The following is a 26,996-nucleotide window of genomic DNA, read 5'->3' on the forward strand; positions in this document are numbered from 1 at the left end:
CGGATGATTTTCCTATAGTGCACTTTTCGGGCGGATATCCCTCGGACCCCTTCAACGGAAATAGGGTCGCGGCGGCCGAGCCCCCTCGGCTAACGTCGTGCGCTTTGGCGAAAGAGGGGGAGTGAGGTGCGGCTCTATGCCGTGGTGGCGGCCGGCGGGTTCCGGCGGTATGCCACCTATCGGGTGGCGACGGTCGCGGGGATGTTCACCAACACCGTCTTCGGATTCATCATGGCGTACACCTACATCGCGCTGTGGGACGAGCGTCCGCACCTCGGCGGCTACGACATGTCGCAGGCCCTGACCTATGTGTGGCTCGGTCAGGCCCTGCTGATGACCTGCGCGATGATGGGCGGCGGCTTCGAGGACGAGCTGATGGAGCGGATCCGTACGGGTGACATCGCGGTCGACCTGTACCGGCCCGCCGATCTGCAGCTGTGGTGGCTGGCGGGGGACCTGGGCCGGGCGGCGTTCCACCTGCTGGGGCGCGGGATCGTGCCGATGGTGCTGGGGGCCCTGGCGTTCGATCTGGCGCTGCCGGGGTCGCCGTGGACGTGGGCCGCGTTCCTGGTGTCGGTCGCGCTGGGGGTGGTGGTGAGCTTCGGGGTGCGTTTCCTGGTGGCGTTGTCGGCCTTCTGGCTGATGGACGGCGCGGGCGCGATGCAGATCGCCTGGCTGGCCGGGTTGTTCTTCTCCGGCATGCTGCTGCCGTTGAATCTGTTCCCCGGGGTGCTGGGTGACGTGGCGCGTGCCCTGCCGTGGTCGTCGCTGCTGCAGGTGCCGGCCGATGTGTTCCTCGGCAGGTACGCGGGCTGGGATCTGGCGGGGGCGTACGCCTTCCAGGCCGGCTGGGCGGTGGCGCTGCTGCTCGCGGGGCGGCTCCTGCAGTCGGTGGCGACCAGGAGGGTGGTGGTCCAGGGTGGCTGAGGTCCGGGAGGAGCGTGTCGTCGCGGTGGGCCCGCGGACCGCGTTCGGCGAGCGTTCGCGGGTGGTCGAGGGGGTGCGGGCGTACGGGCTGATCGTGGCGATGTGGCTGCGCTCGACGATGGCCTACCGTGCGTCGTTCGTGATGACGGCCGTCGGGAACTTCGTGGCGACGGGCTTCGACTTCGTCACGATCATGCTGATGTTCTCGCACGTCGATGTGCTGGGCGGCTTCACGCTGCAGGAGGTCGCGCTGCTGTACGGGACGTCGGCGACCGCGTTCGGGCTCGCCGACCTGGTTCTGGGGTCGATGGACCGGCTGGGGCGGCGGGTGCGGGACGGGACGCTGGACACGCTGCTGGTGCGGCCGGTGCCGGTGCTGGCTCAGGTGGCGGCCGACCGGTTCGCGCTGCGCAGGCTGGGGCGGATCACGCAGGGGCTGCTGGTGCTGGGCTATGCGCTGGCGGCGCTGGACATCGCGTGGACGCCGCTGAAGGTGGTGATGCTGCCGCTGATGGTGCTGAGTGGGGCGGCCATCTTCGGCGCGGTGTTCGTGGTGGGCGCGGCGTTCCAGTTCTACGCCCAGGACGCCTCGGAGGTGCAGAACGCGTTCACCTACGGGGGGACGACGCTGCTGCAGTACCCGCCGTCGGTGTTCGCGAAGGACCTGGTGCGCGGGGTGACGTTCGTGGTGCCGCTGGCGTTCGTGAGCTGGCTGCCGGCCCTGTACGTGCTGGGCCGGGACTATCCGCTGGACCTGCCCCGGTGGGTGGCGTTCCTGCCTCCGGTGGTGGCGGTGGGGTGCTGGGTGATCGCGGGGCTGGCGTGGCGCATGGGGCTGCGGGCGTACCGCAGTACGGGAAGCTGAGGAGTGGGCGTGGACGACATGGACTTCATCGAGCTCGACGGCGTCGAGAAGGTCTTCGACGTGCGCCGCAGGACGGGCTTCATGCGCCGGGAGCGGCGCGAGGTGCGGGCGGTGGACGGCATCAGCTTCCGCGTGCCGCGCGGTGAGATGGTCGGCTACATCGGTCCGAACGGGGCCGGTAAGTCGACGACGATCAAGATGCTGACGGGCATCCTGACGCCGAGCGGTGGCCGGCTGCGGGTCGCGGGGGTCGATCCCTCCCGGGAGCGTACGAGGCTGGCGCACCGGATCGGTGTGGTGTTCGGGCAGCGTACGACGTTGTGGTGGGACCTTCCGTTGCGCGATTCGTACCGGCTGATGCACCGGATGTACCGGATCCCGGACAGCCGGTTCCGGGAGAACATGGACCGGTGCGTCGAACTCCTGGATCTGGGAGCGTTGTTGGATGTCCCGGTGCGGCAGTTGTCGCTGGGGCAGCGGATGCGGGGCGACATCGCCGCGGCGTTGCTGCACGATCCGGAGGTGCTGTACCTGGACGAGCCCACGATCGGGCTCGACGTGGTGTCGAAGGCCAAGGTGCGCGGGTTCCTGCGGGACTTGAACGAGGAGCGGTCGACGACCGTGCTGCTCACCACGCACGACCTGACCGACATCGAGCAGCTGTGCAAGCGGGTGATGGTGATCGACCACGGTCGTCTGGTGTACGACGGCGCGCTCGCCGGGCTGCACGAGGTGGGGAAGAGCGAGCGCACGCTGGTCGTGGACCTGGAGCGGGAGCTGCCGCCGATCGAGCTGGGGTCGGAGCCGTCGGTGCGGGTGGTGAAGGCCGAAGGCCCCCGGCAGTGGCTGGCGTTTCCGGCGGCGGCGTCCGCCGCGCCGCTGGTGGCGCGTATCGCGGCGGACTATCCGCTGGTGGACCTGTCGGTGCGGGAGCCGGACATCGAGTCCGTCATCGCGAGGATGTACGCGTCGGATCCTGCTCTCTGAGGGTCGTCCCGTGATTTCGGCGGGGGTACGGCGGGGAATCGCTGGGCAGCCCTTGGGCCCGTTCCCCGATTGCTCTATAGGGTGCGCGGTATGACAAGTGAGAGCCCTGACATGCGTGCCTCCGACGCGGAACGTGAGCGGGTCGCCGAGACCCTGCGGGAGGCCGTGGCCGAGGGCCGGCTGGAGATGGACGAGTTCGAGCAGCGGCTCGAAGCGGCGTTCAAGGCGCGTACGCACGGGGAGTTGGTTCCGCTCGTGCGTGATCTGCCGGTGCCGGGCGGGATCGTCCCGCCGGTGACCGGGGCGGTGGCGGGGCGCAAGGGGTCGTCCGCGGGCTGGCCGGCCAGGATCGGGGGCGAGCCCACTTCGTCGGGGGCGTTCGCCTTCTGGGGCGGGTTCAGCCGCAAGGGCCGCTGGACGGTGGGCCGGCAGTTCACGGCGTTCGCGATGTGGGGCGGGGGCGAGATCGATCTGCGGGAGGCGCGCTTCGCGGAGCGCGACGTCGTGATCCGCTGCTTCACGATCATGGGCGGTATGCAGGTGACGGTACCGCCGGACCTCAACGTGCAGGTCCGGGGCTTCGGGATCATGGGCGGTTTCGGTGAGCATTCCAAGCTCGACGAGGAGCCGGAGCCCGATCCGGACAGCCCGCGGGTGAAGGTCACCGGGTTCGCCCTGATGGGCGGGGTCGGTGTGGAGTGGAAGCGGAGCAGGGCGGAGAAGCGGCGGCTGAAGGAGCAGGAGCAGGAGCGGTTGCGGCTGGAGAAGCCGGATGCGGGGGACGGGCGCAAGGAGCTCGGTTGAGCCCGGTGGTCCAGGGGCGGCCGTGGGTTCGCCTCGGCCGCCCTTCTCCGGCGCTGTGCCCGCCGGCGGACGGGGTCAGAAGGCGTCGGCCTTCGGGGTGCCGTCCACCGCGCCGAGTTCGATCGACTGTCCCAGGGCGCGGTAGCCGGCGTCGTTGAAGTGCAGCCGGTCGCCCGAGTCGTACTCGGGCAGGATCCGGTTGGGTGCGTAGGGGTCGCGTACGGCCCGGTCGAAGTCGACGAACGCGTCGAAGATCCGGCCGGAGCGGATCTCCTCGTTGACCGCGAGGCGCACCGTGTTGCTCCCGGGTGTCCAGGTGGTGCTGCCCTGGAAGGGCGTCAGCGTCGCTCCGACGACCCGGAGCCCCTGGGCGTGCGCACGCTCGGTGAGGGCCCGGAGCCCGGCGATGATGCGCTGGGGGTCCGGCTCCTGGGGGATCTGCTGCACGTCGTTGATGCCGAGCGCGATGATCACGGTCTTCGCCCCGGCGACGGACAGGACGTCGCGCTCGAAGCGGTGGGCGCCGCTCGGGCCGCCCAGATTCTGCACGCCGTTCAGGGTGAGGGGGCTGTCGAGCAGGAGGCGGTTGCCTGCTATGCCCTGGTTGGCGATGCCGTGGGTGTGCCGCAGCCGGTCGGAGAGGACGTCCGTCCAGCGGCTGTTGGCGTCCGTGGTGGAGCCGCTGCCGGCGGTGAGGGAGTCGCCGATCACGACGATCGCACCGGGCGAGGTCTTGTTGCGCACGTCGACGGCCGTGAGGTAGCGCCACCGGGTGGTGCTCCAGGTGCCGTCGTCGTCGGCCAGGAAGGACGTCTGGTGGGTGTTGGGGTGCTGGGTGACGGGCCCGGTGGCGTACGGGGTGCGGAGGGTGACCTCCAGGTCGGCGTCGGGGGCGACGGGCACCACGACGGGGTCGCTGACGACCTGTCGGCCCGCGGCGACGGTGACGGTCGGCCGGCCCCGGAAGGTGACCGGCCGGGTGTTGACGGTGGCCTGGTCGATGACGAGTGGGGCCGTGCCGAAGAGGTTGGACAGCGTGATGCGGGCGGCGTCACCACCGACGCTGGTGTGCACGATGTTGCGGATGGTGCTGCCGGGGTAGCCCTGCCCGGCGTTCGGCTCCGCGCTGACGGGGGCCGCGGTCCATGTGGCCACCCAGGTGCCGGTCGAGGTGGCCGGAGCGGCGGGATTGCGGGCCGCCGTGTGGCTCTGGGACCCGCTGAGCGGTGCCTGCCGCTCGTCGGTGGTCAGCGACGACGTGCCGAACGCGACGGCGCCGGCGAGCACGGCGGTGCCTGTCACGAGGGCGATGGGCAGGGCGTATCCCTGGCGCCTGGGCATCTGCGGTGTGTCTCCTTGCGGTGTACGGCCCGGTGTTCGGGTTGCTCTCATGATGCGACAGGCCTCGGGGAACTCGACGTGCGCCCCGGGAGTAGGTGAGGTAGGGACAATGCGTACGGCACGGCGTGACGCGTGAGCGGACGGGTGGAGCGGATGGAACAGGACGCGGGACAGGGAACGGTATCCGGGCCGGACGACCACGAGCCCGGGAGGGCCGGGGCCGCGCGGCCAGGCATTCCGCCCGGGCCCGCGGGGCGGACGGACGCGGGTGCCGGAGAGGCGGGGGCCGCTGCGTCCGGGGCTCCCGGCAGGCGGCCGGGGCCGAAGCCGTCGGGGTTCGCGTACACCGCCGCCGATGAGGAGAAGCGGCGCGGTGTGCGCCGTATGAAGACCACCGCCACAGGTCTGCTCCTGCTCGTCGCGCTCGTGTACGTCCTCGCCACCTGGGCGGAGAACGCGGGTGTGGGCGGCTGGCCGGGCTACGTCGCAGCGGCCGCCGAGGCGGGAATGGTCGGTGCGCTGGCGGACTGGTTCGCCGTCACGGCGCTCTTCCGGCGCCCGCTCGGCCTGCCCATCCCCCACACCGCCATCATTCCCACCAAGAAGGACCAGTTGGGGGAGTCACTCGGTTCCTTCGTCGGCGAGAATTTTCTCTCCGGAGACGTCGTTCGTGACCGAATTCACGCTCTCGGGGTCGGTTCGCGGCTCGGGACCTGGCTGGCGGAGCCCGAACACGCGGACCGGGTCACCGCCGAGCTGGCGACCGCGCTGCGCGGTGCGCTGACCGTGCTGCGGGACTCCGACGTCCAGGCGGTGGTCGGGGAGGCGATCACCCGGCGGGCGGACGCGGCGGAAGTCGGCCCGGGTATAGGCAAGATGCTGGAGAAGATCGTCTCGGACGGCGGCCACCGCAGGGTCGTCGACCTCGTGTGCGTACGGGCGCACGACTGGCTGGTCCTGCACGGGGACTCCGTCATGGACGCGGTGCAGGGCGGCGCCCCGGGCTGGACGCCGCGGTTCGTCGACAAGCGGGTGGGGGAGCGGGTCTACAAGGAGTTGCTGCGCTTCGTCACGGAGATGCGCGACATGCCGGGCCACCCGGCGCGCGGCTCGATCGACACGTTCCTGACGGACTTCGCCGCCGACCTCCAGACGGACACGGACACCCGGGCCCGGGTGGAGCGGCTGAAGTCGGAGATCCTGGGGCGCGGTGAGGTCCAGGACGTCATCGCCTCGGCGTGGTCCTCGGTACGCGCGATGATCATCTCGGCGGCCGAGGACGAGCGGAGCGAGCTGCGGATGCGGGCACGCGCCTCGCTGATGTCCCTGGGCGCCAGGCTGTCCACGGACGAGCGGCTGCAGGGCAAGCTGGAGGGCTGGCTGGAGGACGCGGCGGCGTACGTCGTCACGACGTACCGCGCGGAGATCACCTCGCTGATCAGTGACACGGTCGCGGGCTGGGACGCGGACCAGACGTCGAAGAAGATCGAGGCGCACATCGGCCGTGACCTGCAGTTCATCCGGATCAACGGCACCGTGGTGGGTGCGCTGGCCGGTCTGGCGATCTATGCGGTGTCACACGCGCTGGGGGGCTGACCGCAGGCGTGCCCGTCCTGTCGTACGGGCACGCCCCGGGTCACGCGGGGAGTTGCTCTCCAGTACGCACCCGGCGGCGCCGGTGTTCAACCCCCAGGCCGGACTTTCCCGGATGAGGTGGGGTGCGCCGGAGTGCCGCGGCGGGCCTATCGCGTGCTGCGCCGGGTGACCGCCCATGACGCCGCGGCGATCCCGCCCGCGACGGTGAACACCGCGGGCCACGCGCCGACCTTCTTGGCCAGGGGATGCGAGCCGGCGAAGGCGGCGACGTAGGCGACGGTCAGCCCGGTGGCCGCGAGGGGCCCGGCCCGGCGCTTCCACTCGTACGCCGCCGCCGACCCGGCGGCGGCCAGCGCGACGCCGCCGAGCGGGCGCCTGCCCGTCCAGCGGGCGATCCCGTATCCGCCGACGAGACCGCCCGCCGCCACTGCCGCTGCCGGTACCTTCGCCACTGCCGCCACCTTCGCTTTCTGCGCGTTCAGCGGCGCATCCGCCGCTGAACCGAGGATAGGGGCCCGCGCCGGCCGGCTGGTCGGCCGGTCCGCGCGGGCCCCTGTCCTCGGTAGGGACGTCCGTCAGTCGGTGCCGAACTCCATCGCGGCGCGGTCCAGCAGCTCGTCGTCGCCCGAGACCTCGCCGCGCGAGGCGATCGCCTGGGCGCCGCCTTCCGGCATGGCGCCGATCAGACCGGTCGCCGCCGCCTGCGCGGCTCCGATCAGCGAGGGCTGGGCCGTGCCGACGAGGCCGAGACCGGCGAACTGCTCGAGCCTGGCGCGTGAGTCGGCGATGTCGAGGTTGCGCATGGTGAGCTGGCCGATGCGGTCCACCGGGCCGAACGCCGAGTCCTCGGTGCGCTCCATCGACAGCTTGTCCGGGTGGTAGCTGAACGCGGGGCCGGTGGTGTTCAGGATCGAGTAGTCCTCACCGCGCCGCAGCCGCAGTGTCACCTCGCCGGTGACGGCCGAGCCGACCCAGCGCTGCAGCGACTCGCGGACCATCAGCGCCTGCGGGTCCAGCCAACGGCCCTCGTACATCAGCCGCCCGAGGCGGCGGCCCTCGTTGTGGTAGTGGGCGAGGGTGTCCTCGTTGTGGATCGCGTTGACGAGGCGCTCGTACGCGGCGTGCAGGAGCGCCAGGCCCGGCGCCTCGTAGATGCCGCGGCTCTTCGCCTCGATGATGCGGTTCTCGATCTGGTCCGACATGCCCAGGCCGTGGCGGCCGCCGATCGCGTTGGCCTCCATCACCAGGTCGACCGGGGTGTCGAACGGCTTGCCGTTGATCGTCACGGGGCGGCCCTGGTCGAAGCCGATGGTGACGTCCTCGGGGGCGATCTCGACCGACGGGTCCCAGAACCGGACGCCCATGATCGGGTCGACGGTCTCCACGCCCGTGTCGAGGTGCTCCAGGGTCTTCGCCTCGTGGGTGGCGCCCCAGATGTTGGCGTCGGTGGAGTACGCCTTCTCGGTGCTGTCGCGGTAGGGCAGCCCGTGGGCCACCAGCCACTCCGACATCTCCTTGCGGCCGCCCAGCTCGGTGACGAAGTCGGCGTCGAGCCACGGCTTGTAGATGCGCAGGTGGGGGTTGGCGAGGAGGCCGTAGCGGTAGAACCGCTCGATGTCGTTGCCCTTGAACGTGGAGCCGTCGCCCCAGATCTGCACGTTGTCCTCGAGCATCGCCCGGACCAGCAGCGTGCCGGTGACCGCGCGGCCGAGCGGCGTGGTGTTGAAGTAGGCACGGCCGCCCGAGCGGATGTGGAACGCGCCGCAGGCGAGCGCGGCCAGGCCCTCCTCGACCAGTGCCGCCCGGCAGTCGACCAGACGCGCGATCTCGGCGCCGTAGGCCTTCGCGCGACCGGGCACCGAGGCGATGTCGGGCTCGTCGTACTGGCCGATGTCGGCGGTGTAGGTGCACGGGACGGCACCCTTGTCGCGCATCCACGCGACCGCGACCGAGGTGTCGAGTCCGCCGGAGAAGGCGATGCCGACGCGCTCGCCGGAGGGCAGGGAGGTGAGAACCTTAGACATAGGAAGAGTATGCATTCTCTCGCATGTATATGCAAATGCTCTCCGGGGTGCCTGCGGACCGCAGTGAGTGTTTCGGGCCTGCCCGCCGGTGGCGATATGGTCTGGGCCTGACGACGAGGGGGGCCTCATGTTGATCCGTACCGGCCTGCGTGCCGCGATGCCGGCCGTGGTTCTGGGAGCGTTCCTGGTGGGCTGCGGCGCGGCGACCACCACCGACGGTCCCGGCGGTGACGTCCCGCAGGTGGATCCGTCCGCGGCCGTGGAGGCTGCCGACAAGGCGTCCCTGATGCCGACGCCGTCACCGACGCCCACGCTCGTCATCCAGGAGGACCCGGACGCGCCGGAACTGGTCCGCGACGCCTTCGCGGGGCTCCAGGCGACGCTGGACGACAACTGCACCCCCGGGGACGGGAACTGCGCCTACTTCCTGGGCCGGGTCGACGACGAACTGAACCGGCTGGACGAGGCGATGAAGGCGGACAAGAAGGGCCCAGCCCACTTCAAGGAGCCCATCGCCTGGATCGGCACGCTGCGCACGACGCTGGGCGGCGACGTCTCCACGCCCAACCTGGAGAAGCACCGGACCGAGCTGATCGGCACCCGGGACCGCATCAACACCTGGATGCAGGACCACCCGGAGGACTACCGCTGACCGGCGGCCCGGTTCACACCCGCAGGACGTCGATCCCCAGAGCGGTGAACTCCTCGACGACGTCCTCGGGTGCGTCCTTGTCCGTGACGAGGACCGACACCGCGCCGGTCTCGCAGACCTGGGCGAAGGCCCGGCGGCCGAGCTTGGAGGAGTCGGCCACCACGACGACCGTGCCGGCGCACTCGGCGAGGGCACGGTTGGCGCCGGCCTCGGACTCGTCGTGCGTGGCCGCACCGAAGCGCGGGTGCACGGCGTCCACGCCGAGGATCGTGTAGTCCAGGGCGAGGGTGCGCAGGACGGAGTCGACCAGGGGGCCGACGAGTTCGTACGAGTTCGGCCTGGCGACCCCGCCGGTGACGACGATCTTCACCTGGGGGCGGACCGCCAGCTCGTTGGCGATGTTGATCGCGTTGGTCACCACGGTCAGCGCCACTCCGCCGCCCGAGGGCTCCGGCCGCAGCGCGAGCTCCCTGGCCACCTCGGAGGTCGTCGTGCCGCCGTTGAGCCCGACGGTGGAACCCGCCGGAATCAGTTCGGCCGCGGCCTTCGCGATGCGCTGCTTCTCGTCGGCCCGGCGGGCCGCCTTGTAGCGGAGCGGCAGGTCGTAGGCGACGGCGCTCACCACCGCGCCGCCCCGGGTGCGGGTCAGCAGGTTCTGCCGGGCGAGTTCGTCCAGGTCGCGGCGGACGGTGGCGGCGGAACAGCCGAGCCGCTCGGCGGCGTCGAGTACGTCGAGGTGCCCCTGGTCGCTGAGTATCTCCAGCAGCCTGGTCCATCGTGTGTGTGCCGCCACCCGGCCCTCCTTGCTTCGCGGGGAAACCCTATCGCCCGGACCCGGCCAGGACGCCCAGCAGGCGCGCCACCTCGGCGGACACCGCGTCGCGGGCCGGTCCGAGGTAGGCGCGCGGGTCGGCGGCGTCGGCGTGGGTGTCCAGGTAGGTGCGGACGGCTCCGGTGAACAGCTTGTTCAGGTGCGTGGAGATGTTGACCTTCGTCATGCCGGCGCCGACCGCCGCCGCGAGACCGGCGTCGCCGACGCCCGAGGAGCCGTGCAGGACGAGCGGGACGCCCACGGCGTCACGCAGCCGGGAGATGAGTGCGAAGTCGAGGACGGCGTCGCGGGTCAGCATCGCGTGCGAGCTGCCGACGGCCACCGCGAGCGCGTCGACCGCCGTGGCCTCGACGAACGCGCGCGCCTCGTCGGGATCGGTGCGCACCCCCGGGGCGTGCGCACCGTCCTTGCCGCCGATCTCGCCGAGTTCCGCCTCCACCCAGACCCCTTGGCTGTGGCAGTAGGCGGTGATCTCGCGGGTCGCGGCGACGTTGTCGGCGTAGGGGAGCGCCGACGCGTCGAACATCACGGAGGTGAAGCCGAGGCGGACGGCCTCCCGGACCAGGTCCGCCGACTCGGCGTGGTCGAGGTGCACGGCCGCCGGCACACCCGCCGCCCGCGCCACGGCGAGTGAGGCGAGTCCGATGGGTTCGAGGCCGCCGTGATAGCGGGCGGTGTTCTCGCTGACCTGCAGGATCACCGGCAGCCCGGCGGCTTCCGCCCCGCTCGCGATGGCCTGTGCGTGTTCTATCTGCACGACGTTGAAGGCACCGACGCCGGTCGCGTCGGTCCGGGCACCGTGCGTGATGTCACCGGTGGGTATGAGCGGCATGGGCGTCCTTCGCGGGTGCGGGTTGCGTGAACCCAGGCGAGAAGTGCTCGAAGTTGCTCATTTATAGCTTGCTTGAAGCATTTTGGAAAAGGCCAGCCGCCTCCGGCGAGGGCCGGAGGCGGCTGGTGAGGTGGTGGCCGGGGGTGGTGGGGCCACTCGCAGGTCACTCCGTCGCCCTCCCGGTCCAGGTGTGCGGCGTTACCGGGGTCGCCGCGCCGGACGGGGCCCCCGCTGCCCGTGCGGCGTCGCAGTTGGCGTAGGACGCGGAGTGTTCGGCGGGCTTCGTGGCCTTCGACGGAGGCGGAATCGTGATGACCGGCGAGATGAGTGAGGACGAGGTGGTCGGCGAGATGGACCTGCCGCGCGGGTGATCATGGCCCGGTGATCCACATGCGGTCCGTGGACTGGGGCGCGAGGATCGTGGGTACGGGCGGTGGCCCGGCCGCGCCTCGGCCCCTCTCGGGCCGGTTCTCCCTTCCAGGCGCTCCGGTCCGCCTCCCGGCCAAGCCACCTGGAAGGTTCTGGAGGTACCGGATGCCGCGGCCGCTGTGGGCAGGAGCGATCAGCTTCGGGCTGGTCACGATCCCGGTCAAGGTGGTGTCCGCCACCGAGGACCACGCGGTGTCCTTCCACCAGTACCACCGGGAGGACATGGGCCGGATCCGCACCCGCAAGGTGTGCGAGCTCGACGGCCAAGTCCTCTCCCAGGGCGAGATCGGCAAGGGCTACGAGGTCGCCAAGGACCGAACCGTGCCCGTCACGGACGAGGAACTCGACAGGATGCCGCTGCCGACGGCGAAGGCCATCGAGATCGTCGCGTTCGTCGAAGGCGACAGCGTCGACCCCGTACGGATCAGCGACAGCTACTACCTCGCGGTCGACGGCCAGGTCGCGGCGAAGCCGTACACCCTGCTGCGGAAGGCGCTGGAGCGCAGCGACAAGGTCGCCGTGGCGAAGTTCGCCTGGCACAACCGCGAGCGGCTGGGCCTCCTGCGGGTGCGGGAGGACGCGATCGTGCTGCACTCGATGCGCTGGCCGGACGAGGTCCGCAGCCCCGAGTCCCTCGCCCCCCGGGAGACCGAGCTGGACGAGGACGAGATCGAACGCGCCGTGCAACTCACCGAAAGCATGGCCCTGGACGGTATCTCCGGCTTCCGCGACCGCTACCGGGAGGCCCTGGAGGAGCTGCTCGCGGCCAAGTCCCAGGGCAAGGAACCTCCGGTGGCGGCCGGCGGCGAGGAGGAGCCGGGCAAGGTCATGGACCTGATGGCCGCGCTGAACGCGTCGGTGAAGGCGGCCAAGGAGACGCGGGGCGAGGACGCGACGGTGCACGAGATGACGCCGGGCAAGCCCCGCACCCGGAAGAAGTCCGCCCCGGCCGCGAAGAAGACGGCCTCCGGGAAGACCGCCCGCGGGAAGACCGCCTCCGGGAAGTCGGCCTCGGGGAGGGCGAAAACCGGGTCGGGCGCGTCGACGGGGACGGCCTCCAAGCGGGCCGCGGCCAAGAAGCAGTCGCCCGGGAAGACCGCCGCCAGGAAGCGGACCGCCTCCTGACCGTCGCCCCCACCCGACCGCGGCCCCACCCGCCCCCCGCTTCACCCGATGTCGTCAGGGGCGAGGTCGGGCCGCAGCCGGTGCCAGGAGGGCTGGCGCAGCCGCCCCGCCTTCGTCCGCGTCGAGTACCGCACCTCACCGACCAGCCGCGGCAGTACCCAGCGGGCGCCGGCGACCGGTGGCGTCTCGTCGAAGGGGCACGTGTCGACCGCTGCGACGCGGAGCAGTTCGGCGAGCCTGCCGCGCTCGGCGTCGCTCCACCCCGTGCCGACGCTGCCCGCGTAACGCAGGCCGCCGCCCGGGTCCCGCTCGCCGACCAGCAGCGCACCGGGCAGGCCGCCCAGCCGGCCGCGGCCGGGCACCCAGCCGCCGACGATCACGTCCACCGTGTGCGCGTGGCGGATCTTGATCCATGCGCGGGAGCGGACCCCGGGCTCGTACACCGAGGTCAGCCGCTTGGCGATCAGGCCCTCCAGCCCCGCCTCCCGTGTCATGGCCAGGGCCTCCTCGCCGTGTCCCACGACCACCGCGGGCGTCGACCAGCGCGGCCCGTTCAGCCCGAGCCCTTCCAGCGCCGCCCGCCGCTCCGTGTAGGGAAGCCCTACGAGGCTCCGGTCGCGCAGGAACACGGCGTCGAACAGCACCAGGTGGGCCGGTACCCGCTCCGCCACGCGGGCGGCCTTCGCGGGTGATCCGCTGAGCCCCATCCGCGACTGCAACCGCTCGAAGTCACTGCGCCCCTGCTCGTCCAGGGCGACGATCTCGCCGTCCAGCACCGCCGGCACGCCCCCGAGTGCGGGCCCGAGCGCCGCCAGGTCCGGGTAGGCCGGGGTGATGACGGCACCGGACCTGGCCAGCAGCCGGATCGAGCCGTCCCCCGGCAGATAGGCCATGGCGCGCTGGCCGTCCTGCTTCACCTCGTACGCCCACTGCTCGTCGGCGGCGGCCGGAGGCAGGTGGCCGGGGGTCGCGAGCATGGGGGCGATCTGGGGCAGAGAAGCCATGACGGCAGCCTCTCAGCAGAGGCGCCGCCGGGCCCGCGGACACACGTCTACGCCTGGCCGGCCGCACGGTAGGTGCACACGTGGACGCCCGTGCCGCTGATCACCGTCGACACCAGTTCGAGAGGGCGCAGCGCACCGTCGCCGGGGAAGATCGTCTTACCGCCGCCGACGATCACCGGCATGATCATCAGCCGCAGTTCATCGGCCAGGCCCTCGCGCAGCAGGGTCCGGGCGAGCGTGGGGCTCCCCATGACGAGCAGGTCGCGGCCCTCGGCCGCGCGCAGCTCCCGGATGCGGTCGACGGCCGTGGCGCCCGGGATGCGGGTGGTGTGGGACCAGGTCAGTTCGTCGTCCCCCAGGGTGCTGGAGACGACGTGCTTCGGGATGGAGTTCATGCGGTCGGCGAAGGGGTCACCCGCCCGCCCGGGCCACGCCCCGGCCATCGTCTGCCACGTACGTCGTCCGAACAGCAGGGCATCGGCATCCTTCAGGGCCGCGTCGAAGGCGCCGCCCACCACGTCGTCGAAGAACGGGTGTGACCAGCCGCCCTGCGTGAATCCGCCCTCGGTGTCCTCCTCGGGGCCGCCGGGTGCCTGGACGACGCCGTCCAGACTCATGAACTCACTGATGACGATGCGCACGCTCTCGCTCCTCTTCCGTTCACGGGTGTACGGCCAAGAGACTGCCGTACGCCGGAGAAGTAATCGGTACTTCGCGCGAATGAGTCGGGGCTCCACGCCAGCGGCTCGTGCCCGCTGTTCACAGTCCGCCCGCAATGACCGTCCGGATCGTCGTACCGGTGTCACCCAGGTGCTGCCAGTCGCGGTTCATGCCTGCGTCCCGGTGTCGCCCGTCCGGCGCGTGGACCCTCCCGGCGGGGCGTCCGCGGCGAGCAGGGCCTCGATGACGTGCTCGCAGTCCTGCCGGGCGTCCGGGTGGCGCCGGATCCGCTCGTTCGCGAGGTCCAGGGCCTTGGCCGACGGGTCAGCGCCCCGACGGAGTAGTTGACGCACCATGTCCACCTGTCCGAACCACACGGCCCACTCCAGGGTGGTGAGATCCCTCAGCCGCTGGGTGATGTCGGCCCCCCGGTCCAGCAACAGGTCGACGATCTCCGGACAGTTCGGGGCGGGGGTGGTGGACGTGGCGGCGAACAGGAGCGGGAACCCGATCCGGCACCGAGCGTCCGGATGCGCGCCGGCGTCGAGCAGGACGCGCGCGATCTCCGTCCTGCTGTGCATCGCCGCCTCGGTCAGGGGAGTCAGCTCCCCGTACTCGCCCGACTGTTGCCCGGGATCGGCGCCGGCATCCAGGAGCAAGCGGACCAGATCGTCGTGGCCGTGGCGCACCGCCAGGTCGAGGGCCGTGCGTCCGCCTCCGCAGGTGTCGACCGGAACACCTTCGCCCAGCAGCCGGGCCACCACGCCCGCGTCGCCCGCCTCGGCCGCCCTGGCCAGCTGTTCCGCCTTGCTGTCGGTCTGCATTCGGTGATCATGACGGACCGCCGGGGACGGGGGAAGGGGCGTCCGCAGGCCGGTGGAGGCAGTTGCCTCTGCCCGGCCTGCGGAACGGGCCGGGATCAGGCCGTCGTGCAGGTGTTGCCGCTGAGCGTGAAGGCGGTCGGGGGCGTGTTGGTCGCGCCCTTGGTGCCGGTGAAGCCGACCGTGACGGTGCCGTTCGCGGCGATCGCCGCCGTGTACGCGGCCGGCGCGACGCTGACGGTGGCGCCGCTCTGCGTGGCGGTGCCGCCCCACATGTTGGACACCGTCTGGCCGTTGGCGAAGGCGAAGCCGAGGTTCCAGCCGTTGATGGCGGTGGTTCCGGTGTTACGGATGGTGATCTCGCCCTGGAACCCGCCGGGCCAGTCGCCGACCACCCGGTAGCCCACGGAGCAACCGACGCCCGGTGTGGGCCCGCTCTCGTCGGTGGTGACGCTCACCGTGGCGGACCGGGCCGAGCGGTTGCCGGCGGCGTCACGGGCGTAGACGGCGAATACGTACGCCGTGTCCGCGGTGAGGGCGGTCAGGGTGACGCTGCTGGTGGTGGAGGAGGCGACGGTGGTCTCGGTGCCGCCGTTGACGCGGACGACGTCGTAACCGGCGATGGCAACGTTGTCGGTCGCCGCGGTCCAGGACAGGGTGGCGGAGGTGGCCGTCACCGCGGAGGCGGTCGGGGTGCCGGGGGCGGTCGGGGCCTGCGTGTCGTCCGGATTGCCGCCACCGCCGAAGACCGTGGCCTCCTTGGAGGTCTGGGCGATGCCGTTCGCTCCGTGGAAGACGCGCTCGCCCCAGGAGCTCAGCCGGCTCGGGTCGAAGTCGATGGCCAGGTCGAGGATCGGGTCGGTGTTGCCGCTCCAGGACCAGGCCAGGTAGCCGAGGTCGAGCTGCTCGGCGGCGGCCATCATGGTGTCCTCGTCCGGGTCGCCCCACTGGTCGGCGGGCCCGCCGAACTCGCCGATGAGGAGTGGCAGTCCGGCGTCGACGAAGGCGTTCAGGTAGTCGGTGACCGCCTGGGCGGTGTTGTAGACGCTGTACATGTGGATCGAGAAGATCAGGTTGCCCGTGGTGTCGGCGTCGTACACGGCCTGGGCGTTGGCGCGCATGACGCCCTGCCAGTCCTGGCCCCAGTTGGGCGCGTCCACCATGATCGTGTGGGCGAATCCCGCGCCACGCAGCTTCTGTACGGCGGCGGTCGTCGGCGCGGTCCAGCCCGCGGGGTCGGTGTTGCCCCAGGGCTCGTTGCCGATGTTGATGATGACGTAGTCCTCCTGGCCTGCGAGGACGTCCTTGAGGCTGATCCAGTAGTCGGCCGCGTGGTCGAGTGTGCCCGCTGCCGCGTCCTCGCCGTAGCCGGTGGTGTCGTGCACCTCCAGCACACAGATCAGCCGGTTGGTCTTGCAGTCGTCGATGATGCCCGCGACCTCGTCGGGGCCGTTCCGTGTCCAGCGGTGGCCGTCGGAGAGGACGACGCGGACGGTGTTCGCGCCGAATGCCTTGATGTCGGCCAGCGACTGTGTCTCGCCCGGGTACCAGGTGTGCGCGTGGTTGACGCCCCGCATGACGAAGTCGCTGCCGTCGGCCTCCAGCAGGCGGCCGTCGCTGATGTGCAGACCGGTCGCCGCGGCCTCCGCCTGCGCGGGCCGGGCCTGGGCGGCGGCCGGACCGAGCGCGCCCAGCAGGACGACGCCGAGGAGGGCGGCCAGACCCTTCATCAGAACGGTCAAGGGGCTCTTTCGTGCCGTACTCGTTGCTGATCTCACTGCGACTCCAGGAGGTGGGGGCCGGGATGCGTATGCGCGTACAGAGATGTGGGAGCGCTCCCATAAAGCCATCTCGCCAGGGGCACGTCAAGGCATCGCACACACTTCGGCTCTCGGTCCGGGAGGGGATCCGCGGGACCCCGCCGCAACCCGAGTCGGGGAGTACCGGCCGACGGAGGGAACGGCGCCGAAGGGGCGGGCGGGGCTGCCGCGCCCGCCCCCGCGGTGCGGGCCCCGCCTCCGCCTCGTCAGGCCTTGCTGGTGCAGATCGCGTTGTACGGACGGCCGGGGCTCGGGAAGAGCTCGATGGGGTTGTCCGCCTTCGCCGGGCACTCCTCGGCGGTCTTGGTCAGGGCGAGGACCTTGTTCCCGCCGCTCGCGCAGGCCACTTCCTTCGCCTGGTCGTCCACGCAGTCGCCCACGACGAGCTGGCCGCCGCCCGCGCCCGCGTCGCCGGGGTGGTCGTCCGAGAGGTTACGACCACAGACGGTCTTGCTGGGGATGCCGGCGCTGGACGCGTTCCCGCCGAAGGACACCTTGACCGAGATGATCATGTCGGTCCCGGCCGGGCACTCGACGGCACCGGCGAAGATCTCGCCGTCCTTGACCTCGAGCGCCTTGATCGTGGCCTTCGGGTCGTCGCAGTCGAGGGCCTGGTAGCCGTCCTTCGACTCGCTCGTGTCCGGTCCGGCGCAGTCGCCGACCTTCCAGTCCTTGGCCTGCTGGCCGCCACCGCCGTTCGAGGAGCCGCCGCGGCTCTTCGACGAACCGCTGCCGCTGTCCGAGAACGGCCCGCACGCCGTCGTCGCCCCGAGCGCGAGGGTGAGCAGCAGGACGCCCTTCGCGCAGTTCCGGAGAACCGTCCGAGCGCCGCGCGGCGACGGGGAGTCGGTGCTGCCGGGGTGGCTGTTCCGGGGTCTGGTGCTGCCGGTGACGGTCATGCTGCTCCTTGGATACACGGTGTGTCCCGCACGGCGCCCGCTGTATCCGTACGGTGGTTCGGGCGTGAGGACGGCCGAAGCGTGCGACGCGGTTCCCGGAGTCTGTGGAATGTCTGTGACCGCGGCACGGCCTCCGGCGGTCGCGTGCGGAGGATGTCCCGCTCGTGGGCTCCGGGTTCCGGCAGTGCCCGCAGGCCGTTCCACCGGAAGCGCTCGGCCTGGGTGTCCACCGCGGCCACGGACGCCGCACGGCCACGTGGTGGCGGTCGGCCCCCGGTGGCGGTGGTCCCGGTGAACGGGCACTCCGGCGACGGCACGTCACCGGGCCGGTGGTCATGGCTCGTGGACGCATTCTGCGGGGCTCCACCGACAGGTGGACGTGGACGCACTCCGCGAGGCTCCACCGACATGTGACCGCGCGGGCGTCCGGCGCCCCGGGGCCCGGTCCCCGCGCGGTTGAGGCGGTCCGGGAAGTCCCGCGACCGGGCCGCCGACCGCCTGACCGCCTGCCGCGCGAGCGGTAGCGTCGCCCGCATGGACGAACCACGCCCGGATCACGCCGCCTTGCTCGCCCGTGCCGACGGTCCCGTCACCCGGAGCCGGCTCGTCCGCGACCTGCGCGCGCTCGGTCTCGCCGAGGGCGACACCGTGATGTTCCATACGCGGATGTCCGCCCTCGGATACGTGGTCGGAGGCCCCCCGGCCCTCATCGGCGCCCTGCGCGAGGCCGTGGGGGAGCGGGGGACCTTGATGGTGACCTGCGGCTGGAACGACGCCCTGCCGTACGACTTCTCCGACTGGCCGCGCGCCTGGCAGGACGCCGTACGGGCCGAACCCTTCGTGTACGACCCGGTGCTGAGCGAGGCGGACCACGACAACGGCCGTCTCCCGGAGGCGTTGCGCCGGTGGCCGGGCGCCGTCCGCAGCCGGCACCCCGACGTCAGCGTGGCCGCGCTGGGTGCGGTGGCCACCGAGCTGACGGCCGACCACCCTTGGGACGACCCGCACGGCCCCGGCAGCCCGCTGGCCCGGCTGGTCGCCCTGGGCGGCAGGGTCTTGATGCTGGGCGCACCGCTGGAGACCCTCACCCTGCTGCACCACGCCGAAGCGCTGTCCGACGTACCGGGCAAGCGTTTCGTGGAGTACGAGCAGCCGGTCCTGGAGAACGGACGACGTCTCTGGCGCCGCTTCCGTGACATCGACTCGTCGCAGGGGGCCTACGACTACTCCTCCGTCACGCCCGCCGGGCAGGACCCGTTCGAGACGATCGTCCGGGACATGCTGGCCACCGGCGCCGGCCGTCGGGGCAGGGTCGGCGCCGCCGACAGCCGGCTCTTCGAGGCCGGTGAGGTCGTGGAGTTCGGCCTCACCTGGATCAGGGAGAAGCTGGGCGGCGCCGGGTAGCCCCGGACCGGCGCCTCTCAGGCGGCGGACCGCTCCACCGGGATCCACAGCTCCGCGTCCGCCCGCGTCCCGTCCTCGGACAGCCGGACGCTGAGGATCTCGGGCCCCGGTCTGCTTCCGTACGGGTTCGACGGGAACCACTGCGTGAACACGTCCCGCCACAGGTGCTGGAGCGTCTGCGGGAACGGGCCCGAGCTCTCGAAGACGGCCCACGTGCCCGGCGGGACGTCCAGGGCGTCCATGTCCTCGGGCACCTCGGCGCCGGTCACCACCCCGTGGTAGTAGTCGAGTTCGGTCCCTTCGGCCCGGCTCGGGTCGAGCTGGTCGCTGACGCCGACGATCCCGGCCGGATCCTGGTCGGCGAGCGCGGTGACGCGGCGCATCACGTCCGGGTCGATGGCCCGGATGAACCCGGCGATCGCCGGGTTCGCCCCTTCATGGACGAGCGGTACGCGGGCCTTCCTGCCGACCACGCGGAAACCGGCCTTGTCCACGATCCTGTATCGCATGCTGCTGGTCCCTTCGACGATGAGGCGGAAGGACATCCGTTGCTGGGAGCTCAGCGCCGCACCCGTGCGCCTGGCCTCGCCCGGACCCACGCCGTGCACGGCGCGGAACGCTCGGGCGAACGCCTCGCCCGAGCCGTAGCCGTAGCGCGTGGCGATGTCGAGCAGCGTCCGTTCGCCGGCGAGCACCTCGGCGCCCGCCACGGTCAGCCGTCTGCGCCGGACGTACTCCGACAGCGGGAGGCCCGCCAGTGCGGAGAACATGCGCCGGAAGTGGTACTCCGACGTCATCGCGATGCGCGCGAGACCGGCCACGTCGAGCGGCTGATCGAGATGGGACTCGATGTGCTCCATGGCCTGGTTCAGCCGTTCCAGCATCCCGGACTCCTTCCTCTTGCCTTCCTCACGTTAGGAAGGCCCCACCCTGCCGGACCCGACATCCTGTGCCCGATGCGGTGGGGTGGGCGGGGACCTCCGGCAGGTCCCGGTCCGTGGCCCGGCCGGCCCGCACTCGCGCCCGTGCGCGGGTGTCCGCCACTGCGGTGCGGGCGGTGCTGACGGTGCGGGCGACGGCGGGCAGGTCGACCTCGTGCACCTGCGCACCCCTCCGGACTCCTTCTTCGGGAGGAGGGTGCGGCACGGCTCGTGCGGGCGCACCAGGCGGAAGTGACGGTAGGCGCACGACGCCGGAGGAGCCCCTTTTCGCGAGTCTTGAGCGGTACCCCACATCGGATGCGGAGATCTCAGACTCGTGGCTACCTTCCTGTATCGCATGGGCCGCGCAGCCTTCCGGCGGCGCTGGCTCGTGGTCCTGCTGTGGGCGGTGGTCCTCGGCGCGGTCGGGGCCGGTGCCGCCAAGGCGCCCGGCGCCGGTGACGAGGGCACCTCCTTCATGCCGGGCATCGAGGCGCAGAAGGCCTTCGACCTCATCGAGGAGCGTTTCCCGGGCGCGGACGCCGACGGCGCGAGCGCACGGATCGTGTTCATCGCCCCCGACGGGCAGAAGGTGACTGCGGCCGACCACCGGGCCGCCATCGACTCGCTGGTCGAGGAGGCCGCCGGACAACCCCAGGTCGCCGGCGCCGTCGGCCCGTTCGAGGCCGGCGCGGTGAGCGAGGACGCCTCGACGGCGTACGCCACCGTCAGCTACGAGGTCGCGGCGGAGGACCTCACCGACGCGGACAAGCAGGCCCTGGAGAACGTCATCGGTGAGGCCCGCGACGCCGGCCTCACCGTGGAGGCGGGCGGCACCGCGCTCGCCACACAGCCGGCCGCCGGCGGGGCCGGGGAGGCCATCGGCATCGGGCTCGCCGCCGTCGTCCTGCTGATCACCTTCGGTTCCGTCGCGGCTGCCGGGCTGCCCCTGCTCACCGCCGTCATCGGCGTCGGGATCAGCATGTGCGCGATCCTCGCCCTCGGCAGCACCCTCGGGCTGTCCATGACCACCGGCACGCTCGCCTCGATGCTCGGCCTCGCCGTCGGCATCGACTACGCCCTGCTCGTGGTCTCCCGCTACCGGGAGGAGCGGGCGGGCGGCCACGCGCCCGGGGAGGCCGCGGGACTCGCCGTCGGCAAGGCGGGCTCGGCCGTGGTCTTCGCCGGCCTCACGGTCGTCATCGCGCTGGCAGGGCTGTCCGTGATCGGTGTACCGATGCTGACGAAGATGGGCCTCAGCGCCGCGGGGGCCGTCGTCCTCGGGGTCCTGGTCGCGCTGACGCTGGTGCCCGCGCTGCTCGGGATGTGGCCGGACGCCGTCCTGGCCCGGAAGGAACGGCGGCGTGACGCACGGGCCGATGCCGGGCAGCACGTCGGGGCCAGGGGCAACGGCGGCACGCGCTGGGCCCGGTTCGTGCTGCGCCGCCCGGTGGCGGTGCTGCTGGCCTGCGTCGCCGGCCTGGGTGTGCTCGCCCTGCCCGCCGCCGACCTGCAGCTGGGAATGCCGGGCGACGAGGCCAAGCCGGTCTCATCGACGGAGCGGCGCGCCTACGACGCGCTGGCCGACGGCTTCGGCGCGGGCTTCAACGGGCCGCTCACGATCGTCTCCGACCTCGGTGGGGCGGCCGACCCGAAGGCCGCCGCCGCCACGATCGCCGAGCGGATCAAGGGCACGGACGGTGTCGTGTCCGTCTCCCCGCCGCGGTTCAACGCGGAGGGCGACACCGCGCTCTTCTCCGCCGTGCCCTCCACCGGACCGAGCGAGGGGACCACCAAGGACCTCGTACACACCATCCGTGGGGAGCGGTCCGGTCTGGAGGAGTCGACCGGTGCGACCTTCGAGGTCACCGGCTCCACCGCTATGAACATCGACGTCGCCCAGTCACTGCAGGACGCCCTCGTGCCCTACCTGATCGTGATCGTGCTGCTGTCCCTGGTGCTGTTGATGGTCGTCTTCCGCTCCGTGCTGGTGCCCGTCAAGGCTGCCTTCGGGTTCCTGCTGTCGGTGCTCGCGTCGCTCGGAGCGGTCGTCGCCGTCTTCCAGTGGGGCTGGGGCGCCGAGCTGCTGGGGGTGGAGCAGACCGGGCCGGTCATGAGCCTGATGCCGATCTTCCTGGTGGGCATCGTGTTCGGTCTGGCCATGGACTACGAGGTGTTCCTCGTGGCCCGGATGCGGGAGGCGTACGTCCACGGGGAGCGCCCCGCGCAAGCGGTGGTCACCGGCTTCCGGCACAGCGCCCGCGTGGTCGCCGCAGCGGCGGTGATCATGATCGCGGTCTTCTCCGGGTTCGTCGGATCCGGCGAGTCCATGATCAAGACGATCGGCTTCGGCCTCGCCGTCGCCGTGCTGTTCGACGCGTTCGTCGTCCGCATGGCCTTCGTGCCCGCCGTCCTCGCCCTGCTGGGGCACAGGGCCTGGTGGCTGCCCCGATGGCTCGACAGGATCCTGCCTCACGTCGATGTGGAAGGCGCGAGCCTCACCGCACGGCCCGCCGGGCCCACCGGTGCCACGGGCGGCGGCGCGCGTGAGCGGGAGCCCGTGCGCACCTGACGCGGACCTTCGGCCGGGTGCGAGCCGCGGCGCCGTGTACGACGGCGTCGCGGTCCCGTCTGTCACCATGGCCTCAGCCATCCCTACCTGGGAGAACGCGCGATGAGAAGCAGCCGGCAGCGCCTGACGGCACGGCGTCCCTCCGTCACCGAGGGTGTGACGCTCGGCCTGCTGTTCGCGGTCGCCGTCGGCGGTTGTCTCCTCTCCTACTGGGTGACGCCGGGGCCGCCCCCGCTGTGGCCCGCCCTCCTGCTGTGCGCCCTGGCCTGCGGGGCGCTGCCCTGGAGGCGCAGCCATCCCCTTCTTGTGCTGGCGCCGGCCACGCTGAGCATGGTGGCCGTGTCCGCCCTCGGCCATCTCGTGACGGCCCTGGTGATGGCCCCGCTGATGGCCGCGCAGTACTCCGTGAGCCTGCGCGTCCACCGCGGGGCGGCCTGGAGCGCAGCACTGGTGGCGACGGCGGCCATGGTCTTCTCCGGGCTGTTCCACGGCGGCTTCCAGCACGAGTGGGTCATCAGCCTCGTCAATCCGGCGTCCTGGGTCCTGCTCTCCGCGGCTCTCGGGAGTTACGTACGGGTCCGCCGCCAGTACGCCGCCGCGCGCACCGAGCACGCGGCCCGCGAACGCGAGGAGGAGGCGCGGAGCCGCGTCGTCCAGGAACGCATGCGCATCGCGCGGGAACTCCATGACGTCGTCGCCCACCACCTCGCCCTGGCCAACGCGCAGGCGGGTACCGCCGCCCACCTGGCGCGGACCGACCCCGACCAGGCGTACGAGATGCTGGGCAGGCTCTCGGGGACGACGGCCGCCGCCCTGCGCGAACTGAAGGCCACGGTCGGCCTGTTGCGCCAGGACACCGACACCGACGACGGCCTGGCCCCCGCACCCGGCCTCGACCGACTGCCCGACCTGCTCGCCGCCTGCGCGACGGCCGGTCTCGAGGTGACGGTCTCCGTGGACGGACAGCCGCAACCCCTGTCGCCGGGGCTCGACCTGACGGCGTACAGGATCGTCCAGGAAGCCCTGACCAACGTCACCAAGCACGCCGCCACCCGCACGGCGCGGGTCCGGCTGGAGTACGCCCCGCACTTCCTCACGCTCACGGTCGACAACGCCGGCGACGGCGGTACGGCGGCCCTCCGTACGGCGGACCCGCCCGGACCCGGCCACGGTTTCGGTCTCCTCGGCATGCGGGAGCGTGCCCTCGCCACCGGTGGCACCTTCCGGGCGGGTCCCCGCCCCGGAGGAGGATTCGAAGTCGCCTGCACCCTTCCCCTGGACAGCCACGACGAAAGCACCGCCCCATGACCATCCGCGTCCTGCTCGCCGACGACCAGGCCCTGCTGCGGGCCACCTTCCGCATCCTCATCGAGTCGGACCCCGGCATGACCGTGGTCGCCGAGGCCGCCGACGGCCGGGAGGCGATCGAGCTGACCTGCGAGCACGGGCCGGACGTGGTCCTCATGGACATCCGCATGCCCGGCACCGACGGTCTGACCGCCACCACCGAGATCTGCTCCCGGCCGGAGCTGGCGGCCACCCGCGTCCTGATCCTCACCACCTTCGAGGACGACCAGAACGTCGCCCGGGCCCTGCGCGCGGGTGCCAGCGGGTTCCTCGGCAAGGACGTCGGAGCGGAGGTCCTCCTGAACGGCATCCGCACCGTGGCCGCGGGCGAGTCCCTGCTCTCTCCCACGGCGACCCGTGCGCTCATCACCCGCTTCCTCGCCGCCCCCGACGACACGCCGCTCGCCCCGCCCGAAGGCCTGGCAGCGCTCACGGACCGCGAACGCGAGGTCATGGCCCTGGCGGCTCACGGCAGGTCCAACGCCGACATCGCCGACCTGCTCGTGGTCAGCCCGCTGACCGTCCGCAGCCACATCCAGCGCGCCATGAACAAGCTGCATGCCCGCGACCGTGCCCAGCTCGTCGTCATCGCCTACCAGAGCGGGCTGGTCCACCCGCGCTCGTACGGCGGCTGACAGGGCCTCGGGCGCGGTGTCCGGACCGGGCGCGCGGCATGGGCCGGCGGTCAGGAACTCCTGCGCGGCGCCGTTCGGTTCAGGCCTTCGGGCTCTCCGCCAGCCGGGTCGGGTCCGTGAGGAGGGCCTGTAGCTCGTTGACGAGGCGTACGTCGGGTGTGAGTAGTTGCGGTACAGAAAGTGCCGCTGAGATTGATCTTGCTGGAGTTGGCCTACCTCGTCGGCGCTTCGAGCTGACGGGGTACGGCGCCAGCGCGCAGCTCGCGCAGGTCCGGGATGTGGTTGTAGAGGGTGCCCAGGGAGACGCCCAGCAGCTTGGCGATGGAGGTGATCGAGCGACCGGGGTCGGGCAGTAGATCGCGAGCGGCGCGGATGACTTCCTCGGTGGCGACGCTCGGGCGCCCGCCGACCCGGCCGCGCTCGCGGGCGGCGGCCAGGCCCTCGTTGGTGCCGATGACGATGAGTTCGCGGATGAACTCGGCGAGCGCGGCGAAGACGTGGAAGACGAGCCGGCCGCCGGGGGTGGTGGTGTCCAGGTTCTCGTGCAGCGAGGTGAAGCCGATCCCGCGCTCGCGTAGTTCGGCGACCATGTTGATGAGGTCCTGAAGGCTGCGGCCGTAGCGGTCCAGACTCGGGACGACGAGGGTGTCCCCGGGGTCGAGGAAGGCGTGGCACGCCTTCAGTTCGGGGCGGAGCGCGTTTTTGCCGGACTTCTTGTCCGCGAAGATCTTCCGGCACCCGGCGGCGGCAAGCGCGTCGAGCTGCCGCTCCAGCTTCTGCCCGCTGGTCGAGACTCGCGCGTACCCGATCTTGATCTCGGTGCGGACGAGTGGTTCGGCGACGAGGAGGCCCGGTTCGGCCGGTTCGAGAGCGGTCATGGCCCCGGATCATGTCAGAAAACGGTGGTTCGGGGTTACTGAATGACCCAGGTTTTTGAAGGGGTTTTTGAAGGCCCTGCGGGGTCCAGGCGGTCTCGCAAAGCCATCTTCAGAAAACGAAGGTTTGTTGAAGGTCATGATGTGCGCCCCGGTGACGCGGGCCGAAGGCACTGGTAGTTGTCAACCCTGACGATCGTCAAGGTCCGGTGTTGCCGTTCGGCCCGGGTTATCGACTGTTCCCAGTTCTACGTTCAGGCTCATGGAACGAGAACCGCGAAAGAAGATCCCGGCCGGTCGGCTGCTCGGTGCGCTGGGCGTCCTGGCAGTGGGGGCAGGCGTTGTCACGTGGCTGGCCCCCGGTGGACTGGGCGAGGTCGGCGCAGTGGAGGTCACGGGTGGAGCTTCGGCGTCCGCGTATCGCTCGGTGACCGGGGCGGTGGCGGACGCACCGTCGTGGCTGGGCCCTCTCCTGGAAGTCGCCACCGAGGGCACGCTCGTGATCCTCGGGATGCTGCTGGTCTGGATGTGGTGGACAGCGGTCCGTCGCGACGACATACGAGGGGTCGCCGGATCCGTGCTGACCGGCCTCGGCACCGTCGCGGCTTATGCAGTGAGCGAAGCGGTGAAGCTGGTGGTGGACGAGGAGCGGCCTTGCCGTGCGTTACGCACAGGGGCCGACCTTGTCGCGGAATGCCCCGCAGCGGGGGACTGGTCGTTCCCGAGCAACCACTCCACCTTGGCCGCCGGGTTGGCGGTCGGTCTGGCCGTGCTGTGGCCCCGCCTCGTCGCGATCACGCTGCCGCTGGCCGGGGCCGCTGCGCTCCTGCGCGTGCTGGTGGGGGTCCATTACCCGCACGATGTGCTCGCCGGCGCGATGCTCGGTGGCACGGTGGTGGTAGCCGTACTGCTCGCTTTCATGCCCCTTGCCCAGGGGGCGGTATCACGGCTGGGGAGGCTGCGGAGGAACGATTCCGGCCTCGTGAGCCACGACCGCGGCAGCAGCCCGGTTGTCCACTCCCAGCCTCGCCAGGATGGAACTCACGTGGGCTTTGACCGTTCCCTCCACCACCTTCAGCCGCCGGGCGATCTGTCCGTTGGAGAGGCCACTCCCGAGGAAGGTCAGTACCTCCCGCTCCCGGGCCGTGAGGGAGGCGACCCGGTCACGGGCGGCGGAGCGCCGACCGGCCAGGGTGCCCGCACCCGTCGCGGCGAGGTGCGCGACGACCCGGGCCGCGACTTTCGGTGACAGGTAGGCGGCGCCTTCGGCCACCGCACGGACTCCGGCGATCAGTTCTTCGGGCTCGCCCGACTTAATCAGGAAGCCTGCTGCACCACCGCCGAGTGCCTGAAGGATGTAGTCGTCCTCACCGAAGGTCGTCAGCATGACGATCCTTGTGGTCGGCACCGCGCTGCGGATCTCCGCCGCCGCCTCGATGCCGTTGATCCCCGGCATGCGGATATCGAGTACGGCCACTGCGGGGCGGTGGCGCCGGACCAGTTCCACGGCATCGTGCCCGTCGACGGCCTCGGCAACGACTTCGATGCCCGGATCCGTGGCAAGAACGGCTCGCACGCCTGCGCGGATCATCGGCTCGTCGTCGGCGATCAGCACCCGGATCATC

The 26,996-nt window shown here is 71.5% G+C and carries 25 protein-coding genes and 1 pseudogene; 12 read left to right on the forward strand and 14 right to left on the reverse strand.

The window, feature by feature from the left end; genetic code table 11:
- Nucleotides 1–126 precede the first annotated feature (126 nt).
- From JOC24_RS11280 to JOC24_RS11295, 4 genes are all read left to right on the forward strand, one after another.
- Nucleotides 127–927 (forward strand): ABC transporter permease, encoded by an 801-nt coding sequence (locus tag JOC24_RS11280; RefSeq protein ID WP_205020084.1) that lies wholly within the window; start codon nucleotides 127–129, stop codon nucleotides 925–927.
- Nucleotides 920–1,792 carry an ABC transporter permease gene (locus tag JOC24_RS11285; protein ID WP_307792666.1) on the forward strand — a complete coding sequence of 291 codons (873 nt, stop codon included), beginning with the start codon at nucleotides 920–922 and terminating at the stop codon, nucleotides 1,790–1,792. The genes JOC24_RS11280 and JOC24_RS11285 overlap by 8 nt, the downstream gene beginning before the upstream one ends.
- An 18-nt stretch (nucleotides 1,793–1,810) precedes the next feature.
- Nucleotides 1,811–2,779, forward strand: coding sequence for an ABC transporter ATP-binding protein (locus JOC24_RS11290; protein WP_205020443.1), 969 nt, complete (start codon nucleotides 1,811–1,813; stop codon nucleotides 2,777–2,779).
- Between the two features lie 111 nt (nucleotides 2,780–2,890).
- Nucleotides 2,891–3,583 (forward strand): DUF1707 SHOCT-like domain-containing protein, encoded by a 693-nt coding sequence (locus tag JOC24_RS11295; protein WP_205020444.1) that lies wholly within the window; start codon nucleotides 2,891–2,893, stop codon nucleotides 3,581–3,583.
- Between the two features lie 75 nt (nucleotides 3,584–3,658).
- On the opposite strand, the gene JOC24_RS11300 is transcribed toward JOC24_RS11295, so the two are convergent.
- On the reverse strand, nucleotides 3,659–4,924 hold the full coding sequence (locus JOC24_RS11300; RefSeq protein WP_205020085.1) for an SGNH/GDSL hydrolase family protein: 1,266 nt from the start codon (nucleotides 4,922–4,924) through the stop codon (nucleotides 3,659–3,661).
- A 153-nt stretch (nucleotides 4,925–5,077) separates the two neighbouring features.
- Here JOC24_RS11300 and JOC24_RS11305 point away from each other — a divergent pair, with 153 nt between their 5' ends.
- Nucleotides 5,078–6,520, forward strand: a complete 1,443-nt coding sequence (locus JOC24_RS11305; RefSeq protein ID WP_205020445.1) for a DUF445 domain-containing protein — start codon at nucleotides 5,078–5,080, stop codon at nucleotides 6,518–6,520.
- Nucleotides 6,521–6,666: 146 nt separating this feature from the next.
- Here JOC24_RS11305 and JOC24_RS11310 read toward each other — a convergent pair whose 3' ends face one another.
- Nucleotides 6,667–6,972 carry a hypothetical protein gene (locus JOC24_RS11310; RefSeq protein WP_205020086.1) on the reverse strand — a complete coding sequence of 102 codons (306 nt, stop codon included), beginning with the start codon at nucleotides 6,970–6,972 and terminating at the stop codon, nucleotides 6,667–6,669.
- A gap of 123 nt (nucleotides 6,973–7,095) precedes the next feature.
- A complete protein-coding gene (gene argG / locus JOC24_RS11315) occupies nucleotides 7,096–8,544 on the reverse strand; it encodes an argininosuccinate synthase (protein ID WP_205020087.1) in 1,449 nt (482 codons plus the stop codon).
- A gap of 127 nt (nucleotides 8,545–8,671) precedes the next feature.
- On the opposite strand from argG, the gene JOC24_RS11320 reads away from it, so the two are divergent.
- Nucleotides 8,672–9,196 carry a hypothetical protein gene (locus tag JOC24_RS11320; protein WP_239580306.1) on the forward strand — a complete coding sequence of 175 codons (525 nt, stop codon included), beginning with the start codon at nucleotides 8,672–8,674 and terminating at the stop codon, nucleotides 9,194–9,196.
- Nucleotides 9,197–9,209: 13 nt separating this feature from the next.
- Here JOC24_RS11320 and JOC24_RS11325 read toward each other — a convergent pair whose 3' ends face one another.
- Genes JOC24_RS11325 through JOC24_RS34170 form a run of 3 tightly spaced genes read right to left on the reverse strand, consistent with a single transcriptional unit; the run spans nucleotide 9,210 to nucleotide 11,111 of the window.
- Nucleotides 9,210–9,989, reverse strand: a complete 780-nt coding sequence (locus JOC24_RS11325; protein WP_205020088.1) for a DeoR/GlpR family DNA-binding transcription regulator — start codon at nucleotides 9,987–9,989, stop codon at nucleotides 9,210–9,212.
- A 28-nt stretch (nucleotides 9,990–10,017) separates the two neighbouring features.
- On the reverse strand, nucleotides 10,018–10,860 hold the full coding sequence (locus tag JOC24_RS11330) for a class II fructose-bisphosphate aldolase (RefSeq protein ID WP_205020089.1): 843 nt from the start codon (nucleotides 10,858–10,860) through the stop codon (nucleotides 10,018–10,020).
- Nucleotides 10,776–11,111: an excalibur calcium-binding domain-containing protein gene (locus JOC24_RS34170; RefSeq protein WP_374104496.1), complete on the reverse strand. Its 336-nt coding sequence runs from the start codon at nucleotides 11,109–11,111 to the stop codon at nucleotides 10,776–10,778. The genes JOC24_RS11330 and JOC24_RS34170 overlap by 85 nt, the downstream gene beginning before the upstream one ends.
- A gap of 283 nt (nucleotides 11,112–11,394) precedes the next feature.
- Between JOC24_RS34170 and JOC24_RS11335 the strand changes: the two genes are divergently transcribed.
- Nucleotides 11,395–12,414 carry a non-homologous end joining protein Ku gene (locus JOC24_RS11335; protein ID WP_205020090.1) on the forward strand — a complete coding sequence of 340 codons (1,020 nt, stop codon included), beginning with the start codon at nucleotides 11,395–11,397 and terminating at the stop codon, nucleotides 12,412–12,414.
- 41 nt (nucleotides 12,415–12,455) lie between these two features.
- Here JOC24_RS11335 and JOC24_RS11340 read toward each other — a convergent pair whose 3' ends face one another.
- From JOC24_RS11340 to JOC24_RS11360, 5 genes are all read right to left on the reverse strand, one after another.
- The gene (locus JOC24_RS11340; protein WP_205020091.1) at nucleotides 12,456–13,418 is read right to left on the reverse strand and encodes an ATP-dependent DNA ligase; all 963 of its coding nucleotides are present in this window, start codon (nucleotides 13,416–13,418) and stop codon (nucleotides 12,456–12,458) included.
- A 47-nt stretch (nucleotides 13,419–13,465) separates the two neighbouring features.
- On the reverse strand, nucleotides 13,466–14,059 hold the full coding sequence (locus JOC24_RS11345; RefSeq protein ID WP_205020092.1) for a dihydrofolate reductase family protein: 594 nt from the start codon (nucleotides 14,057–14,059) through the stop codon (nucleotides 13,466–13,468).
- Between the two features lie 186 nt (nucleotides 14,060–14,245).
- The gene (locus JOC24_RS11350) at nucleotides 14,246–14,902 is read right to left on the reverse strand and encodes an ankyrin repeat domain-containing protein (RefSeq protein ID WP_205020093.1); all 657 of its coding nucleotides are present in this window, start codon (nucleotides 14,900–14,902) and stop codon (nucleotides 14,246–14,248) included.
- A 95-nt stretch (nucleotides 14,903–14,997) separates the two neighbouring features.
- Complete coding sequence (locus JOC24_RS11355; RefSeq protein ID WP_205020094.1) at nucleotides 14,998–16,677, reverse strand: cellulase family glycosylhydrolase; 1,680 nt, start codon at nucleotides 16,675–16,677, stop codon at nucleotides 14,998–15,000.
- 248 nt (nucleotides 16,678–16,925) lie between these two features.
- Nucleotides 16,926–17,618: a hypothetical protein gene (locus JOC24_RS11360; RefSeq protein ID WP_205020095.1), complete on the reverse strand. Its 693-nt coding sequence runs from the start codon at nucleotides 17,616–17,618 to the stop codon at nucleotides 16,926–16,928.
- Nucleotides 17,619–18,152: 534 nt separating this feature from the next.
- Between JOC24_RS11360 and aac(3) the strand changes: the two genes are divergently transcribed.
- Nucleotides 18,153–19,022, forward strand: coding sequence for an aminoglycoside 3-N-acetyltransferase (gene aac(3), locus JOC24_RS11365; RefSeq protein ID WP_205020096.1), 870 nt, complete (start codon nucleotides 18,153–18,155; stop codon nucleotides 19,020–19,022).
- Nucleotides 19,023–19,039: 17 nt separating this feature from the next.
- Here aac(3) and JOC24_RS11370 read toward each other — a convergent pair whose 3' ends face one another.
- The gene (locus JOC24_RS11370; RefSeq protein ID WP_205020097.1) at nucleotides 19,040–19,906 is read right to left on the reverse strand and encodes an AraC family transcriptional regulator; all 867 of its coding nucleotides are present in this window, start codon (nucleotides 19,904–19,906) and stop codon (nucleotides 19,040–19,042) included.
- Between the two features lie 373 nt (nucleotides 19,907–20,279).
- On the opposite strand from JOC24_RS11370, the gene JOC24_RS11375 reads away from it, so the two are divergent.
- The 3 genes from JOC24_RS11375 (at nucleotide 20,280) to JOC24_RS11385 (ending at nucleotide 24,496) form a co-directional block, all read left to right on the forward strand.
- Nucleotides 20,280–22,514, forward strand: a complete 2,235-nt coding sequence (locus JOC24_RS11375; protein WP_205020098.1) for an MMPL family transporter — start codon at nucleotides 20,280–20,282, stop codon at nucleotides 22,512–22,514.
- Between the two features lie 102 nt (nucleotides 22,515–22,616).
- On the forward strand, nucleotides 22,617–23,822 hold the full coding sequence (locus JOC24_RS11380) for a sensor histidine kinase (RefSeq protein WP_205020099.1): 1,206 nt from the start codon (nucleotides 22,617–22,619) through the stop codon (nucleotides 23,820–23,822).
- Nucleotides 23,819–24,496, forward strand: a complete 678-nt coding sequence (locus tag JOC24_RS11385) for a response regulator transcription factor (RefSeq protein ID WP_205020100.1) — start codon at nucleotides 23,819–23,821, stop codon at nucleotides 24,494–24,496. The genes JOC24_RS11380 and JOC24_RS11385 overlap by 4 nt, the downstream gene beginning before the upstream one ends.
- 212 nt (nucleotides 24,497–24,708) lie before the next feature.
- Here JOC24_RS11385 and JOC24_RS11390 read toward each other — a convergent pair whose 3' ends face one another.
- Entirely contained in the window at nucleotides 24,709–25,374 is a 666-nt protein-coding gene (locus JOC24_RS11390) for a recombinase family protein (protein WP_205020101.1), read from the reverse strand.
- 523 nt (nucleotides 25,375–25,897) lie between these two features.
- Here JOC24_RS11390 and JOC24_RS33150 point away from each other — a divergent pair.
- Nucleotides 25,898–26,275 (forward strand): annotated as a pseudogene (locus tag JOC24_RS33150) (phosphatase PAP2 family protein); the annotation flags it as partial.
- A 39-nt stretch (nucleotides 26,276–26,314) separates the two neighbouring features.
- Here the strand turns inward: JOC24_RS33150 and JOC24_RS11400 are convergent.
- Nucleotides 26,315–26,995, reverse strand: coding sequence for a response regulator (locus tag JOC24_RS11400; RefSeq protein ID WP_205020102.1), 681 nt, complete (start codon nucleotides 26,993–26,995; stop codon nucleotides 26,315–26,317).
- Nucleotide 26,996 lies beyond the last annotated feature (1 nt).

Origin of the sequence: Streptomyces sp. HB132 (genome assembly GCF_016909575.1) — a bacterium.
In the GTDB taxonomy this organism is placed as follows: Bacteria; Actinomycetota; Actinomycetes; order Streptomycetales; family Streptomycetaceae; genus Streptomyces.

Bases quoted from the DNA above. Each gene is read 5' to 3' on its own strand.
- JOC24_RS11290 (WP_205020443.1), top strand. From the start codon at position 1,811: ATGGACTTCATCGAGCTCGACGGCGTCGAGAAGGTCTTCGACGTGCGC.
- JOC24_RS11295 (WP_205020444.1), top strand. From the start codon at position 2,891: ATGCGTGCCTCCGACGCGGAACGTGAGCGGGTCGCCGAGACCCTGCGG.
- JOC24_RS11300 (WP_205020085.1), bottom strand. From the start codon at position 4,924: ATGCCCAGGCGCCAGGGATACGCCCTGCCCATCGCCCTCGTGACAGGC.
- JOC24_RS11305 (WP_205020445.1), top strand. From the start codon at position 5,078: ATGGAACAGGACGCGGGACAGGGAACGGTATCCGGGCCGGACGACCAC.
- argG (WP_205020087.1), bottom strand. From the start codon at position 8,544: ATGTCTAAGGTTCTCACCTCCCTGCCCTCCGGCGAGCGCGTCGGCATC.
- JOC24_RS11320 (WP_239580306.1), top strand. From the start codon at position 8,672: ATGTTGATCCGTACCGGCCTGCGTGCCGCGATGCCGGCCGTGGTTCTG.
- JOC24_RS11330 (WP_205020089.1), bottom strand. From the start codon at position 10,860: ATGCCGCTCATACCCACCGGTGACATCACGCACGGTGCCCGGACCGAC.
- JOC24_RS11335 (WP_205020090.1), top strand. From the start codon at position 11,395: ATGCCGCGGCCGCTGTGGGCAGGAGCGATCAGCTTCGGGCTGGTCACG.
- JOC24_RS11340 (WP_205020091.1), bottom strand. From the start codon at position 13,418: ATGGCTTCTCTGCCCCAGATCGCCCCCATGCTCGCGACCCCCGGCCAC.
- JOC24_RS11350 (WP_205020093.1), bottom strand. From the start codon at position 14,902: ATGCAGACCGACAGCAAGGCGGAACAGCTGGCCAGGGCGGCCGAGGCG.
- JOC24_RS11360 (WP_205020095.1), bottom strand. From the start codon at position 17,618: ATGACCGTCACCGGCAGCACCAGACCCCGGAACAGCCACCCCGGCAGC.
- JOC24_RS11370 (WP_205020097.1), bottom strand. From the start codon at position 19,906: ATGCTGGAACGGCTGAACCAGGCCATGGAGCACATCGAGTCCCATCTC.
- JOC24_RS11380 (WP_205020099.1), top strand. From the start codon at position 22,617: ATGAGAAGCAGCCGGCAGCGCCTGACGGCACGGCGTCCCTCCGTCACC.
- JOC24_RS11385 (WP_205020100.1), top strand. From the start codon at position 23,819: ATGACCATCCGCGTCCTGCTCGCCGACGACCAGGCCCTGCTGCGGGCC.
- JOC24_RS11390 (WP_205020101.1), bottom strand. From the start codon at position 25,374: ATGACCGCTCTCGAACCGGCCGAACCGGGCCTCCTCGTCGCCGAACCA.
- JOC24_RS11400 (WP_205020102.1), bottom strand. From the start codon at position 26,995: ATGATCCGGGTGCTGATCGCCGACGACGAGCCGATGATCCGCGCAGGC.